Origin of the sequence: Mycolicibacterium insubricum, assembly GCF_010731615.1 — a bacterium.
GTDB classification, from domain to species: Bacteria; Actinomycetota; Actinomycetes; order Mycobacteriales; family Mycobacteriaceae; genus Mycobacterium; species Mycobacterium insubricum.
In genome coordinates this window covers 1,672,229-1,686,112 of sequence record NZ_AP022618.1, presented here as the reverse complement: position 1 = coordinate 1,686,112, position 13,884 = coordinate 1,672,229, and the positions used below count along the sequence as shown (strand labels likewise).

At 70.2% G+C, this 13,884-nt stretch carries 16 protein-coding genes; 6 read left to right on the top strand and 10 right to left on the bottom strand.

Translation table 11 applies throughout. The features are described from left to right. Positions 1-66: 66 nt before the first annotated feature. Positions 67-1,566, bottom strand: coding sequence for a two-component system sensor histidine kinase PdtaS (locus G6N16_RS08090; protein WP_083030712.1), 1,500 nt, complete (start codon positions 1,564-1,566; stop codon positions 67-69). Between the two features lie 81 nt (positions 1,567-1,647). Then, the gene (locus G6N16_RS08085) at positions 1,648-1,863 is read right to left on the bottom strand and encodes a biotin/lipoyl-binding carrier protein (RefSeq protein WP_083030774.1); all 216 of its coding nucleotides are present in this window, start codon (positions 1,861-1,863) and stop codon (positions 1,648-1,650) included. Positions 1,864-2,057: 194 nt separating this feature from the next. Between G6N16_RS08085 and G6N16_RS22105 the strand changes: the two genes are divergently transcribed. Beyond that, entirely contained in the window at positions 2,058-2,147 is a 90-nt protein-coding gene (locus G6N16_RS22105; RefSeq protein WP_109519535.1) for a 50S ribosomal protein bL37, read from the top strand. Between the two features lie 67 nt (positions 2,148-2,214). On the opposite strand, the gene G6N16_RS08080 is transcribed toward G6N16_RS22105, so the two are convergent. From G6N16_RS08080 to G6N16_RS08070, 3 genes are all read right to left on the bottom strand, one after another. Then, positions 2,215-4,290: a hypothetical protein gene (locus tag G6N16_RS08080; protein WP_083030710.1), complete on the bottom strand. Its 2,076-nt coding sequence runs from the start codon at positions 4,288-4,290 to the stop codon at positions 2,215-2,217. 145 nt (positions 4,291-4,435) lie between these two features. Beyond that, positions 4,436-4,744, bottom strand: a complete 309-nt coding sequence (gene rsrA, locus G6N16_RS08075) for a mycothiol system anti-sigma-R factor (protein ID WP_083030709.1) — start codon at positions 4,742-4,744, stop codon at positions 4,436-4,438. After that, positions 4,741-5,514, bottom strand: coding sequence for a sigma-70 family RNA polymerase sigma factor (locus G6N16_RS08070; protein WP_407663623.1), 774 nt, complete (start codon positions 5,512-5,514; stop codon positions 4,741-4,743). Before G6N16_RS08070 ends, rsrA begins: the two co-directional genes overlap by 4 nt. Positions 5,515-5,626: 112 nt before the next feature. Here G6N16_RS08070 and G6N16_RS08065 point away from each other — a divergent pair, with 112 nt between their 5' ends. Beyond that, entirely contained in the window at positions 5,627-6,064 is a 438-nt protein-coding gene (locus G6N16_RS08065) for a YbaK/EbsC family protein (protein ID WP_234805834.1), read from the top strand. On the opposite strand, the gene G6N16_RS08060 is transcribed toward G6N16_RS08065, so the two are convergent. From G6N16_RS08060 to G6N16_RS08050, 3 genes are all read right to left on the bottom strand, one after another. Then, a complete protein-coding gene (locus tag G6N16_RS08060; RefSeq protein ID WP_083030706.1) occupies positions 6,035-6,454 on the bottom strand; it encodes an anti-sigma factor antagonist in 420 nt (139 codons plus the stop codon). The two genes, G6N16_RS08065 and G6N16_RS08060, sit on opposite strands and share 30 nt — an antisense overlap. Positions 6,455-6,572: 118 nt before the next feature. Further along, complete coding sequence (locus G6N16_RS08055) at positions 6,573-6,746, bottom strand: CsbD family protein (RefSeq protein WP_083030704.1); 174 nt, start codon at positions 6,744-6,746, stop codon at positions 6,573-6,575. Between the two features lie 84 nt (positions 6,747-6,830). Next, positions 6,831-7,547 carry a TetR/AcrR family transcriptional regulator gene (locus G6N16_RS08050; RefSeq protein WP_234805832.1) on the bottom strand — a complete coding sequence of 239 codons (717 nt, stop codon included), beginning with the start codon at positions 7,545-7,547 and terminating at the stop codon, positions 6,831-6,833. A gap of 258 nt (positions 7,548-7,805) precedes the next feature. Between G6N16_RS08050 and G6N16_RS08045 the strand changes: the two genes are divergently transcribed. Further along, a complete protein-coding gene (locus G6N16_RS08045; RefSeq protein ID WP_133052925.1) occupies positions 7,806-8,318 on the top strand; it encodes a hypothetical protein in 513 nt (170 codons plus the stop codon). 23 nt (positions 8,319-8,341) lie between these two features. Beyond that, on the top strand, positions 8,342-9,187 hold the full coding sequence (locus tag G6N16_RS08040) for an SDR family oxidoreductase (protein WP_083030701.1): 846 nt from the start codon (positions 8,342-8,344) through the stop codon (positions 9,185-9,187). 27 nt (positions 9,188-9,214) lie between these two features. Here the strand turns inward: G6N16_RS08040 and G6N16_RS08035 are convergent, their stop codons facing one another. Both G6N16_RS08035 and G6N16_RS08030 read right to left on the bottom strand, forming a co-directional pair. Next, the gene (locus G6N16_RS08035) at positions 9,215-10,708 is read right to left on the bottom strand and encodes a DUF7782 domain-containing protein (protein WP_083030769.1); all 1,494 of its coding nucleotides are present in this window, start codon (positions 10,706-10,708) and stop codon (positions 9,215-9,217) included. A 14-nt stretch (positions 10,709-10,722) separates the two neighbouring features. Beyond that, positions 10,723-11,475, bottom strand: a complete 753-nt coding sequence (locus G6N16_RS08030) for an SOS response-associated peptidase (protein WP_083030700.1) — start codon at positions 11,473-11,475, stop codon at positions 10,723-10,725. 74 nt (positions 11,476-11,549) lie between these two features. Here G6N16_RS08030 and aroA point away from each other — a divergent pair, with 74 nt between their 5' ends. Together aroA and rsgA are read left to right on the top strand one after the other, a co-directional pair. After that, on the top strand, positions 11,550-12,851 hold the full coding sequence (aroA, locus tag G6N16_RS08025) for a 3-phosphoshikimate 1-carboxyvinyltransferase (RefSeq protein WP_083030698.1): 1,302 nt from the start codon (positions 11,550-11,552) through the stop codon (positions 12,849-12,851). A 16-nt stretch (positions 12,852-12,867) separates the two neighbouring features. Continuing rightward, positions 12,868-13,878 carry a ribosome small subunit-dependent GTPase A gene (rsgA, locus tag G6N16_RS08020; protein ID WP_083030768.1) on the top strand — a complete coding sequence of 337 codons (1,011 nt, stop codon included), beginning with the start codon at positions 12,868-12,870 and terminating at the stop codon, positions 13,876-13,878. The last annotated feature ends 6 nt before the right edge of the window (positions 13,879-13,884 follow it).

Sequence of the window (13,884 nt, the reverse complement as noted above, 5' to 3'; positions counted from 1 at the left end):
CGATGGCCCCGGCGAATTTGCCGGGGCCATCGTCGTGTTTGCCGCAATTCTTCACGGTGTATGAATTCATTGGCTGGCGCGGGCCCGGCGCCCCAAGGGCACCCGCAGCTCCACCTCGGTCCCGCCGTCGGGCGCATTGCGCATGTCCAGGGTGCCGTCGATCTCCGCCGACACCAGCGTGGTGACGATCTGCAGACCGAGGCGGTCTGATTTCTCCAGGCTGAAGCCGTCCGGAACGCCGCGGCCGTCGTCGCGCACCACCACGTCGAGCCAGCGGGCCGAGCGTTCGGCCAGGATCGTCACGCAGCCCTCCCGGGTGCCCGGATCGAAGGCGTGCTCGATGGCGTTCTGCACCAGCTCGGTGATCACCAGGACCAGCGCGGTGGCCCGGTCGGCGTCGAGCACACCGAGGGCGCCCTGACGGCTGATCCGGATCGAGGTGTCGACGGCGGCGACGTCGTTCATCACCGGCAGGATCCGGTCGATCACCGCGTCGAGGTTGACCTCCTCGTCGACCGACATGGACAGCGCCTCGTGTACCTGGGCGATCGAGGACACCCGGCGCACGGATTCGTTCAGCGCCTCGCGGCCCTCGGCGTTGTTGGTGCGACGGGCCTGCAGCCGCAGCAGCGCGGCGACGGTCTGCAGGTTGTTCTTCACCCGGTGGTGGATCTCCCGGATGGTGGCGTCCTTGCTCAGCAGGGCGCGGTCGCGGCGTTTGATCTCGGTGACGTCGCGGACCAGCACGATGGCGCCGGCCGGGGCGCCGTGCAGGACCAGCGGCAGCGTACGCACCAGCACCGTCGCACCGCCGGCGTCGACCTCCATCCGCATGCCGGAACCCCCGGCCAGTGAGTCCCCGATGTGCGCGGCCAGTTCCTGGGCCTCGAACGGATCGGAGATCAGCGGCCGGGTCACCGCCAGCAGGTTCTGGCCCTCCAGGTCCAGGGTCAGACCCATCCGGTGGTACGCCGAGAGTGCGTTCGGGCTGACGAACACGAAGTTGCCGTCGACATCCAGGCGGATCAGGCCGTCACCGGCGCGCGGGGAGGACCGCGACATCGCCAGGTCCTCGACGTCGGGGAAGGTGCCCTCCGACAGCATCACCAGCAGGTCCCCCGCGCACGCCAGGTAGGCGCGTTCCAGCGGCGAGGAGGTGCGGGTGGCCGCCAGCGCGGTGCGGTGCGTCAAGACCGCGACCACGTCGGCGCCGTAGCGGACCGGGACGGCCTCGACGTTGAGGCCCGCGGGATCGGCGTCGGCGGGCCGGCCGTCGGGATCCTCGTGGCCGATGACGCCGGAGGCGAACGCCGCGGTCACCAGGGGCAGCTCGCCGGGCCCGGCGATCGAGCCGACGGCGTCCGACAGCAGCACGGTGGGGGCGGTGTTGGGCCGGACCTGGGCGACGCAGACCAGCGCGCCGTCGTCGCGGCGCACCCACATCAGGTAGTCGGCGAAGGACAGGTCGGCCAGCAGCTGCCACTCGCCCACCAGGGTGTGCAGGTGGTCGACGGCGGTGCCGGGCAGGACGGTGTGCTCGGCGAGGAGGTCACCGAGTGTCGACATGCCTCACCTGTTCCCAAATCTGCCGACCGAGAGCCTTACCGGCCCGACGGGTTGATCGGCGCCCACGGTCGGCGCAGAAAATCAATCAATAACGGCGATGAGGTGACCGGCCTGGATCTGGTCACCGGGGGCGACGTGCACGGTGGTCACGGTGCCGGCGAACTCGGCCAGCACCGGGATCTCCATCTTCATCGACTCCAGCAGCACCAGGGTGTCGCCTTCGTTGACCTGATCTCCCTCCCGCACCTGAACTTCCAGTACGGTTGCCACGATCTCGGCGAGCACGTCCTCTGCCATCGTCACTCCACTCTCTGCACGCACACCTTCGCGGCTCTAATGGAACCACAACGTCGCTGGCTGGTCGCGGTCAGCCGGGCCGGATCGGCTCGATTGAGGACCGGTGAGCGCGTTATGCGACAATGGAGCCAGCAGACGTCGCCGACGCGTGCTCGTCGGGACAGCCGAAATCATCATTGACCTGGAGGTACACCATGGCCAAGCGTGGCCGGAAGAAGCGCGACCGTAAGCACAGCAAGGCCAACCACGGCAAGCGCCCCAACTGCGGTTCGAAGTCCGTATAAGTCTTTTCCGGGGTATGCCCCGCCAAATCGCCCGGGACCAGGTTCCGGGCGATTTTTGTGCGACGGGTCAGGCGGCCAGCAGCGGCGAGTCCGCAGCCGAACGGTCGGCGGCGCCGTTATCCATCAGTCTGCCCTGACCCGAGGCGGCTTGCTGCAGCTGCGGGATGGTCAGATCACCCCAGTCGTCGACCCGCCCCGAGACGTTGCCGAGCCACGGCACCACCCCCGGGTCGGGGCTGACGCCCAGGTGGTGGGCCTGCACGCCGGGCAGGTGGTATTGGAAGAAGTTGACCAGCACGTCGATGACCACCACCGGCAGGAACAACGGACTGGTGTTCATCAGCGCGGCGGCATTGATCATCGGATTCGCCGCCTCGGGGTCACCGATCATCACGATGTTGCCGTAGTGCGGCTTCGTGGTGCCTCCGGGGAACAACCGCATGATCGGATCCAGCCCGGGCACATCGGAGGAGAAGTAGGCCGCGGCGTCACCGTAGGTGAGCACGTTGACGAAGTTGGAGTCGGCGCCGTTGTCGTTGCCCGGATTCACGGTGTTCAGTCCCGGTCCCTCGAATCCGATGCCGCCCAGGCCGGTGTGCTGCGCGACGTACTGGGCCTCCCAGCCGCCGAGCGAGTGCCCGGTGACGAAGATGTCGTCGTCGCTGTAGCCCTGGTTGTGCGCCTCGGCGCGGACCTCGTCGGCGAAGTCCAGCGCGTCGTGGAATGCCCACGGGGTGGTCGGGGTGGCGATCACCTGCAGGTCGGCGATGATCTGGGTCACCGCGATCACCGGGTTGGCCAGCAGGTTGGTGCCACCGGTGGTGCCCGAGTAGGCGATGATGACCTGCCCCTCGGGGGTGACCCACGCGGTGCCCGACATGCCCGAAAGGGTGTTGGTGGACGTCATCTGGTGCCCGTCGACGACGAACGGCTTCAGGTCGCCGGTATCGCCGCCGGGCTGGCCGCCCAGGACGTACTTCGCGCTGGCGGCATTCAGGAACTGCTGCACCGTCGGGGTTTTGGCGTCGCAGGTACCGTGATCGGCGCAGGTGTAGTCCACCTGCGTCATCTCCGGCACGTCTGCCGGTTGCTTGTCCAGCCCGAGGACGTCCTCGATCTTGCGGAACCCGGCGAATAAGGCCTGGCTGATCGGGTTCCAGTCGAGCAGCGGGCGCGGCCCCTTCTCCGACACGGTGAAGTCGAGAACCTGCAGGACCTTGTTGATCAGTTGCGCCGGGGCCTGCGCCAGCTTGACCAGCGGCGACAGCGGCTGCACGACGGGGATGTCGGTGTCGACGGCCCGGCTGGTGACCGTAGCGATGGCCGGCGGGGCGCTCAGCGCCGTACCGATATCCGCCACGGCCTTATCGGCGCGAGCCCCGGCCAGCCGCATTGTCGGCGCGGCGATCTCCCGCAGGTCCGGCACCACGGCGTCGGTCAGGTCCGGCACCACGTGCAGTGCACGGAGGCCGGCCGGTGCGTTGAGCCTCCGGGCGGTGGTGTCGGCGGCGGTCGGCAGGCTGCCGTCCGGAAGGGATCGGCTATGCGACTGCGGCGTTTCTGCCTCCGGGCGCCCGACGGCGACCAGCAGGTTCGTCACGACCCTCGCCACGCTCGGGCCGGGTTCGGCACCGGCGGCTACGACGGTGGCATCGGTGCCGCCGGGTGTGATCCCGGTCGGGTCGGCTTCAAGTTGAGCTAGGTCCTTCGATTTGGCCCGCAGCTCACGCAGATTGGTCCGCAGTTCACGCAGACGCGGCGGCCGGAGGGTGACGAACGTCCCGGGCCCGCTCGACGGCTTGGCTTCCAGCGCCGAGGGGTCGACATCCCGGGCGGCCGGTCCGGCGACCCGGCGTGCCGGCGTCGGCTCGGTCGCCGGCGATTCGGTGCTGTCGCCGGGGGTGGTGGCCGTGGTCTTCCGCGGCCCCGGGCGCTGGCGCCGAGCCGGCCCGGAAGCGTCGGCCGTCGCGCCCGAGGTGCGGGCGTGCTGAGCGGTCGGCTGCGGGCGGGATTTGGTGTCGGAGCCGGGTCCGCCGTCGGCCCACGCGGACGGGTGCCCGCCGGCCAGGATCATTCCGGCGGCCAGAGCCATCGCGAACAAGACATTGCGTCCGGACTCGCGCCAGCCGCCGTTTCGCGCCATCAATACCGCCACCCTCGCCCGTCATCCGCCACCGATTCCGACAAGGAGAATGACACCGATCGTTGTCATTCGTGGCCCGAATGGGGCAATCACGCACAGCCGGGCGACGCAGGACGCCACCCGCGGGGCACGGGGCGGACGCGGGTCACTGCCCCCGGATGATGGTGGTCCGGCTGATCTCGATGCGCAGCCGCGCGCGCAGCGTCTCGGGGGCCTTCTCCCCTGCGCACTTGATCGCGATCAGCCGCTTGACCCGCTCCTCGACGCCGTACTGGCGCAGGCAGGCGGGGCATTCATCGAGGTGGTGGCGCAGTCTCTCCCGGGTTGCGGCGGTGCACTCGCCGTCGAGCAGAGTCCACACCTCGGCCATCACCGCCGAACAGTCCTGGTGATCGGGGTCGATGGGACCCTGGGGGCCGCTGCAGGACTTCCCCTCCTCGTGCTCGTCGCTCATGAGGACACCTCCTCGGACGCGGCGGCGGCATCCCTGCCGCGCAGGTAACCACGGTCCCGGGCGACATCGGCGAGCAGCTCGCGCAGTTGCCGTCGGCCTCGGTGCAGGCGGGACATCACCGTCCCGATGGGAGTGTCCATGATTTCGGCGATCTCCTTGTACGGAAAGCCCTCGACGTCGGCGTAGTACACCGCCATCCGGAAATCTTCGGGCAGCTGCTGCAGCGCCTCTTTGATCTCACTGTCGGGCATCGCCTCCAGCGCTTCGACCTCAGCCGACCGCAGTCCGCGCGACGTGTGCTCGGCGGTCGCCGCGAGCTGCCAGTCGGTGATCTCGTCGGTGGGATACTCGGCGGGCTGGCGCTGCTTCTTGCGGTAGCTGTTGATGTAGGTGTTGGTCAGGATCCGGTACAGCCAGGCCTTCAGGTTGGTGCCGGCCTTGAACGACCGGAACCCGGCGTAGGCCTTGATCATGGTTTCCTGCACCAGGTCCTCGGCGTCGGCGGGGTTACGGGTCATCCGCATCGCCGCGCCGTAGAGCTGGTCGAGCAGCGGGATCGCGTCGCGCTCGAATCGGGCGGAGAGCTGCTCGTCGGTCTCCTCGGCCGGAGCCCGATCCGTGTTCTCGGCCTCGGCATCGGCCACGGGTTCGATGTCACTCATCGCATACGACACTAGTCCGTCGTGCCCGATCCGGGTGGTCGGCACGGGCGCCTCGAGGCAGGCCACTGACACCACTTCGCTCCATTTCCGCGCCGGTTGCCGGTGCATGTCCTGCGAGAATCAACAGCGCAGGAGCCGTCCTCCATTCCCCTACCCTGGTCCGGTGGCGAAGACACCCCGGGCGGCAACCCCGGCGATTGCGGCGCTGGTAGCCGCCGGCATGGAGCACCGGGTGCTCGAATACCACCACGATCCCCGCAGCCACGACTTCGGCGCCGAGGCGGTCGCGGCCCTGACCGGTGGCGAGTTGGTCGCCGAGCAGATCTTCAAAACGCTGGTGCTGGCGCTGCCGAAGGGTCTGGCGGTGGCGGTACTGCCGGTGCCGGCGAAGCTGTCACTGAAAGCGGCGGCCGCGGCGCTGGGGGTGGCGAAGGCGACGATGGCCGATCCGGCCGACGCGCAGCGCTCGTCGGGCTACGTTTTGGGTGGGATCTCGCCGCTGGGGCAGCGTCGACGGTTGCCGACGGTGCTGGACTCCTCGGCCCTGGGCTTCGACGAGGTGCTGTTCAGTGCGGGCAAGCGGGGCATGTCACTCGCGGTGGCGCCGGGCGATCTGGTCGCGCTGACCTCAGCCGTGGTGGTCGATATCTGCGCGTAGTGGCGCCGCGGCGAGCGCCTCGTCCACCGTCGGCGAGAACGCCAGGTCGCGCTCCAGGCCGGTGGCGGCGACGACGCGCGCCACCACGGGCTGGCTGCTGACCAGGTGCAGGGTGATTCCGCGGGCGCGGCAGCGGGCGGACTCCTCGAGCAGCACCGCGAACGCGCCGACTCCCATGAACTCCAGTCCGCCGGCGTCGACGATCAGCGGCCCCGGGGCGGTGGTGCCCGCGGCCGCCCCGGCGACCAGCCCGTGCCAGACGCCGAGGTTGGCCGCATCGACCGCACCCTGGGCGTGGACCAGACAGGCCGAACCGCGCTGTTCGACGACGGCGCGCAGCCTGCCCGCGCGTTCCCCGCCGTCGGGTTTACGTTGTAAACCGAACACCATGCGAACGAAGTTACGCCTGTCTGTTTACGTTGTAAACGATCCTGCCCCCGCGCCGGCCGGACCCGCACACACAACGGCACGCCCCGCCCGATCCGGGCGGGGCGTGCCGGGTGCTCGCTCAGTCCTTGAACGCGTCCTTGATGTTCTCGCCGGCCTTCTTGAAGTCGGACTTCACCTGGTCGGCGCGGCCCTCATTCCTCAAGTGCTCGTCATCGGTTCCCTGGCCGACGGCCTCCTTGATCTTTCCCGCGACGTCCTGCGCGGCGTTCTTGGCCTTGTCTGCCAATCCCATGGTGACGCTCCTCTCCGGTTGAAATCGTTCGTTCGGAGAAGTACCCCGTCGGCCCCCGGGGTAAACGTCGGCGGCAGATCCGGGTCAGCGCCGGGCAAGGAGGAGTTCGAGCCGGTCCAGGGTGACCTCCAGGGCCTCCTCGAACTCGGTGGCGGTGCGATCCTGCGCCAACATCGGTTGCAGGCGGCGCAGTTGCGGGTAGTCGGCAAGGCCGCGGCCGGCCCGGTCGCCGCGCTCGAGGATGGCCTCGTCCGGGTGCAGTACGGCGCCGTGCGCGGAGACTTCCAACAACAACTGGCCGATCAGGAACGTCGTGTAGGCGCGGTATGCGGCCACCGCCGCGTCGTCGTCGAAACCGTAGGAGATCAGCGTGTCGAGGAAACTCTCCATCCAGCGCAGGCTGCGCAGCGGCGGGCGGACCCAAGGAGCCTCCGGCGCCTGCGTGGCGACCAGCGGGAAGACCTCGGGGTGGTCCAGCGCGACCTGGCGCACGCCGTGCGCCAGCCGCACCAGGTAGTCCTGCCAGCCGTCCTCCTGACGCCGCGCGGCGAGTTGGTCGTCGTAGAGCCGATCGATGATGTGGTCGACGACACCGGTGAGCAGATCGCCGCGACCGTGCACATAGCGGTAGAGCGCCATCGCCTCGACCCCGCAGGCCGCCCCCAACCGCCGCATAGTCAGCTTCGCCAGGCCGTACCGGTCAATGAACTCGACGGCCGCCTCCAAGATGGCGTCCCGGCTCAACTGCGACGGCGGGCGCGGGCCGTCCGGCGGGGACCCGCGGTCCACGTCGGCTTCCACTGACCACCCCTTCCCGCCACACCGATCGGTCTCCAGCTTAGGCGGTACCCGCAGACTCGGACCGACGACTTTGCCGACCCCGACGTTCGCCGAACCGGGCGGCGCCCCATCCACGAGTCGGCCTGCGACAAGACAGCCCGGTGCAATCACCGTGATGCCCATGGCAAACTCAGGCCCGAGCGCTTCGACCTGTTTCGGTGAAACCGGGTGAGCGTCGAACGGCGGAACGCACCCGCCCTGGACCGACGAGGACGGCCAATGTCATCTGTCAAAGCTGCGAACAAGCTCGCTGTCGCCATAGTGGCGGCGGCCGTCGCTCTCGGCACGAACGCCTGCGGCGGCGGGCACCAGCAGTCGAACGGATCGGAAAACCCCGCGTCCGAAAGCAACGCCGCCGCACCGGACTACAACTCGGTGGAACCGAGTGCCGGCGTGTCGTTCGACCAGGTCATGGAGGTCTACGTCGACGACATGCGGCACGCGAACGGCATCGGCGAGATCACGACGGCGTTCTGGAAGTACCGATGCTTTTCGCGGTTGAATGATTATTGGGGCAAGACCCCGGCGGAAGAGGCCCACCTGATGCGGGATTACCAGGCGCAGCACCCCGAGTTGGAAGATGTATTCAAGCGAGGCGGAGCCGACGCGCTCTCTTCACTTACCGAGGAACAGTCGCAGAAACTCATGGAATGGACCCCCGACCTTTCCGACCCGAACTTCAGCAACTGCGACAGCTACCAGCGTATGAAGGCCAACCCGCTGGGCTTCTAGCCCCCACCAACTAGGCTGATCCCATGTCGCTTTCCGGGAAAACCATGTTCATCTCCGGTGCCAGCCGCGGTATCGGCCTGGCGATCGCCAAGAAGGTCGCGGCCGACGGCGCGAACATCGCGCTGGTGGCCAAGACGGCCGAGCCGCATCCGAAGCTGGAGGGCACGATCTTCACCGCCGCCGCCGAGATCGAGGCCGTCGGCGGCCAGGCCCTGCCGATCGTCGGCGATGTCCGCGACGGGGACTCGGTGGCGGCCGCTGTCGCCAAGGCCGTCGAGCAGTTCGGCGGGATCGACATCTGCGTGAACAACGCCTCGGCGATCAACCTCGGGTCGATCGAGGAGGTGCCGCTCAAGCGCTTCGACCTGATGAACGGCATCCAGGTGCGCGGCACCTACGCCGTCTCCCAGGCCTGCATCCCGCACATGAAGGGCCGGGAGAATCCGCACATCTTGACCCTGTCGCCGCCGATCCTGCTGGAGTCGAAGTGGCTGCGACCGACGCCCTACATGATGGCGAAGTACGGGATGACGTTGTGCGCCTTGGGCATTGCCGAGGAGATGAAAGAACACGGCATCGCCTCCAACACGCTGTGGCCGCGCACCATGGTGGCCACCGCGGCGGTGCAGAACCTGCTCGGCGGCGACGAGGCGATGGCCCGTTCCCGCAAGCCCGAGGTGTACTCCGACGCGGCGTACGCGGTCCTGACCAAGCCGTCGAGCTACACCGGGCATTCGTTGCTGTGCGAGGACGTGCTGCTGGAGTCCGGGGTCACCGACCTGTCGGCCTACGACTGCGTGCCCGGATCCGATCTGGGCGTGGACTTCTGGGTGGATTCGGCGAATCCGCCGGGCTATACCGGACCGTAGCGCTCCACCCGCCAGGGCTCACCGACGCTAGCCGGCCGGGTACAGGATCCCCCGGGCGACGGCCCCCCGGATCTCCGGCAGGGCAGCCTCGGCCAGGGCGCCGGGGTCGACGCCGTGGTGGGCGGCCAGCAGCTCGATCAGCGCGCCTATCCGAACCTCGCCGCGGCAGCCGGCCAGCAGTGCGGTGAACACCTCGTCGACGCCGAGTACCGCACCCGGTCCACCGGGTCGGCGCACCACTGCCGAGATCGGTTGCCAGCCATCCGGTCCCGGCAACGAGTGCTGTTCCAGCAGGATCGGGGCGGTGGACAGTCGGACGGCCAACAGCTCGTCGTCGGCGGTGTCGGCGAGGTAGTCCATCCGGGCGAGGAATGCGGCGACCTCGTGCCCGGTGAGGACGTCGTCGGGGCCGGTGAGTTCCTCGAACTGTCGTCGCGGAGTCCGTTGCTTCCCGGAGTGCGGCGCGCGCAGGGTGATCAGGCCCATGCCGATTCCGGTGATGTTGTTGTCGGCGAACCAGTCCAGCCACGCGCCGCCGCGGGCAGCGCGCTGCGCCGGGGTCTCCCCCGCATCTGCGGTCCACAGGGCGACGTAGCTCACCGGGTCGGCCAGTTCGCGTTGCACCACCCAGGCGTCCAGACCCGTTGCGGCCAGCCATCCTTCGACTCCGGCGTGCCAGTCGGCACCGTCGCGGACCACCCAGTTCGCCATGATCTGGGCGATCCCGCCGGGCTCCAGATGGTCACCGGCCTGCTCGATCAGAGCGCGGCACACCCCGTCACCGGCGATGCCGGAATCGCGGTAGATGTAGTCGCGGGCACCGGAGCCGACGACGAACGGCGGGTTGGACACGATCAGGTCGAAGCGTTCCCCGGCCACGGGTTCGAACAGGCTGCCGCGCCGCAGGTCCCAGCTCAGGCCGTTGAGCCGGGCGGTGGCCGCGGCCAGGGCCAGCGCCCGCGGGTTGGTGTCGGTGGCGACGATGTGTTCGCAGTGCCCGGACAGGTGCAGGGCCTGGATACCGCAACCGGTGCCCAGGTCCAGCGCGGTGCGCACGGGCTCGCGGATCACCGCCCGCGCCAACGACATCGAGGCGCCACCCACGCCCAGCACGTGGTCATGGCGGACCGGGCCGTCGCGCATCCCGGCGTCGAGGTCGGCGACGACGAGGAAGTCCGGCTCGGCTCCGGTGTGCGGCCGGATGTCCAGTGCGGCGGCGAAGGTTCCGTCGACCTGCGCAGCCAGTACTCCGCTGTCCACCAGTGCCGCCAGTCCTGTTGCCGGGAAAGCATTCTCGACGCGGTCGGTCGGCTCCGCCGCACCGAGTTCAAAGAGCCGGACGATGGTTGCCAGCGCATCCGGGGCGTCGGCGGTGGCGCGCAGCGCGGGCCACCGCAGTCCGCGACGCAGCGCAGCCGCCACCGGCTCGCCGAGCAGCGCGAAGACGGCGTCGATACCGTAACCAGCCGCGCGCAGGTCCGCGCCGAGCGCGTCGATCACGCTCACGTCCTGCAGCGGCATGTCCTCGGGCACGCTCAAAATAGTTCCGCCTGTTCGGGTTTGGGTTCGACGGGGGCGATCAGCTCGGGGCCGTTGTTGCGGGCGTTGTTGACCAGGGTGGAGACCTCGCGGATGGCGATGCGGTCGAGATCACCGTGGCCGCGCAGCAGTCCGATGTCGGCCGGGGCGTCGGGATCGAGCCACCGGTCGACGTCGGCGGCACCGATCGACAGCGGCATCCGGTCGTGGATCTCGGCCAGCGGGCCCACGGCGTCGGTGGTGATGATGGTGGCGCTCAGGATCGGTGGGGTCATTTCCCCCGGGGGGTGCCACACCGACCACAGACCGGCCATCAGTAGCGGCTGCCCGTCGGCCGCGTAGAGGTAGAACGGGGTCTTGTCGCCCTTGGACCCGCGCCACTCGTACCAGCCGTCCATCGGCACCAGGCAGCGTTTGCGCCGCGCGGCCCCGCGGAAGGCCGGGCTGGTGGTGACCGTTTCGGCGCGGGCGTTGATCAGCAGCGGGCCACCGGTAGCGGGACTGCCGTCGGCCGCGGCCGCGGTCGCCGGGGTGAGCAGCCCCCAGCGCATGGTGCGCAACCGCCGGGTCGCCGGGGTGTCGGTCTCCTCGCGGGGGTGTCGGGACACCAGGGTGCTGATCGGGCTGGTCGGGGCGACGTTGTAGTTCGGTTCCCAGGCATCCTCAGCGGCCGGGACCGTCTCGTCGATCGCGTCGAGCCGGGCCGCCAGCAGCGCCGGGTCGGTGGTCACCGCGAACCGTCCGCACATGTCACCAGCTTCTCACCCGGCCGACGCGGCGGGCAGAGTTGGGCAGCTGGAGGCCGGGTTGGCAGGATAGACCCATGTCCGAGCTCCCACGCTGGCCCGCGCCTGTCGCCCGCGCGCCGGTGAGCGCCACCGTGGCGGTGCCCGGCTCCAAATCGCTGACCAACCGGACGCTGATCCTGTCGGCGATGGCCGCGGCCACCGGCGGTGGGACTTCCACCATCGCCGGGGCGCTGCGCAGCCGGGACACCGACCTGATGATCGGCGCGCTGCGCACCCTGGGGCTGAGCGTCGAGGCCACCGGCGACGACCCGACCGCACTGACGGTGTCGGGACGGCTGAACCCGGCCCCCGGTGCGGCGGTGGACTGCGGGCTGGCCGGGACGGTGCTGCGCTTCGTGCCCCCGCTGGCCGCGCTGAGCAGCGCCGTCGTCGGTTTCGACGGCGACGAGCAGGCCCGCTCCCGCCCGATCGCCCCGCTGCTGCACGGCCTGCGGGCCCTGGGCGTCGACATCGGCGGCGACGGACTGCCGTTCACGGTGACCGGCACCGGCGCGGTCGCCGGGGGCGAGGTGGCCATCGACGCGTCGGGGTCCTCGCAGTTCGTCTCCGGCCTGCTGCTGTGCGGCGCGGCGTTCGCCGACGGCGTGACCGTGGTGCACCGCGGTGCGACCGGGGTGCCCTCGGCCCCGCACATTCAGATGACGGTGGCGATGCTGCGCCAGGCCGGCGTCACGGTGGATGCCGGGCCCGACCGCTGGCGGGTGCGCCCCGGGCCGGTGGCGGCCCGGGGCTGGATCGTCGAGCCCGACCTGTCGAACGCGGTGCCGTTCCTGGCGGCGGCGATCGTCACCGGCGGTTCGGTGCGGATCGAGAACTGGCCGTCGCCGAGCCTGCAGCCGGCCGCCGCGATCTTCGAGCTGCTGCGGCAGGTGGGCGGGGTCGTCGTCCCGGGGCAGACGCAGCTGGAGGTCCGCGGCGCCGCCCCATACGGCGGGTTCGACGCGGACCTGTCGGACATCGGTGAGCTCGCGCCCGCGGCGGCCGCGCTGGCGGCGCTGGCCACCCCCGGGTCCGTGTCGCGGCTGACCGGCATCGCGCACCTGCGCGGGCACGAGACCGACCGGCTGGCCGCGCTGTGCACCGAGATCAACGCCCTCGGTGGGGACTGTCGGGAGACCCCCGACGGGCTGGTGATCACCGCGCGCGAACTGCACGGCGGCACCTGGCGGTCCTACGCCGACCACCGGATGGCCACCGCCGGTGCGATTATCGGCCTGCGGACTCCCGGTGTGGCGGTCGAGGACATCGCCACCACCGCCAAGACGCTGCCCGATTTCCCGGGCATGTGGGCAACCATGCTGGCGGGCCGGGACTAGGACCGCCGCCTTGGGCATCAAGACCAGCGACTACGACGAGTCCGATGTCCGGATCCGCCCGGGCAAGGGCACCCGGCCGCGCACCAAGACCCGCCCCGAGCACGCCGACGCCGAGGCGGCCATGGTGGTCACCGTCGACCGGGGCCGCTGGGGCTGCGTGCTCGGCGGGGATCCGGACCGCCCGGTCACCGCGATGCGGGCCCGCGAGCTGGGCCGCACCCCGATCGTCGTCGGCGACGACGTGGACGTGGTCGGTGATCTGTCCGGGCGCCCGGACACCCTGGCCCGCATCGTCCGTCGCGGGCAGCGGCGAACGGTGTTGCGGCGCACCGCCGATGACACCGATCCGACCGAGCGGGTGGTGGTCGCCAACGCCGATCAGCTGCTGATCGTGGTAGCGCTGGCCGACCCGCCGCCGCGCACCGGGTTCGTCGAGCGGGCGTTGATCGCCGCCTACGCCGGCGGCCTGTCCCCCATCCTGTGCCTGACGAAATCCGACCTGGCCGAACCGGATTCGTTCGCCGCGCATTTCGCCGACCTGGACCTGCGGATCGTCACCGCCGGGCGCACCGATGCGGTCGACGAGGTCGCGCAGCTGCTGACCGGGAAACTGACGGTGCTGCTGGGACATTCCGGCGTCGGCAAGTCGACGCTGGTGAATCGCCTGGTGCCCGACGCCGACCGGGCGATCGGCCGGGTGTCGGGCGTGGGCAAGGGCCGGCACACCTCCACCCAGTCGGTGGCACTGCCGCTGCCCGGCGGCGGCTGGGTGATCGACACCCCCGGGGTGCGCTCGTTCGGGCTGGCCCACGTCCGCCCCGACGACGTGCTGCTGGCCTTCTCCGACCTGGCCGCGGCGATCGGCGACTGCCCGCGCGGCTGCGGCCATCTGGGCCCGCCGACCGACCCCGAATGCGCACTCGACGAGCTGACCGGCCCGGCGGTGCGCCGAGTGGCCGCCGCCCGGGTGCTGCTGGGTCTGCTGCGCGACGGGGTCTCCCCCGACGCGGCCGAGCCCACGCGTTGACAGCCA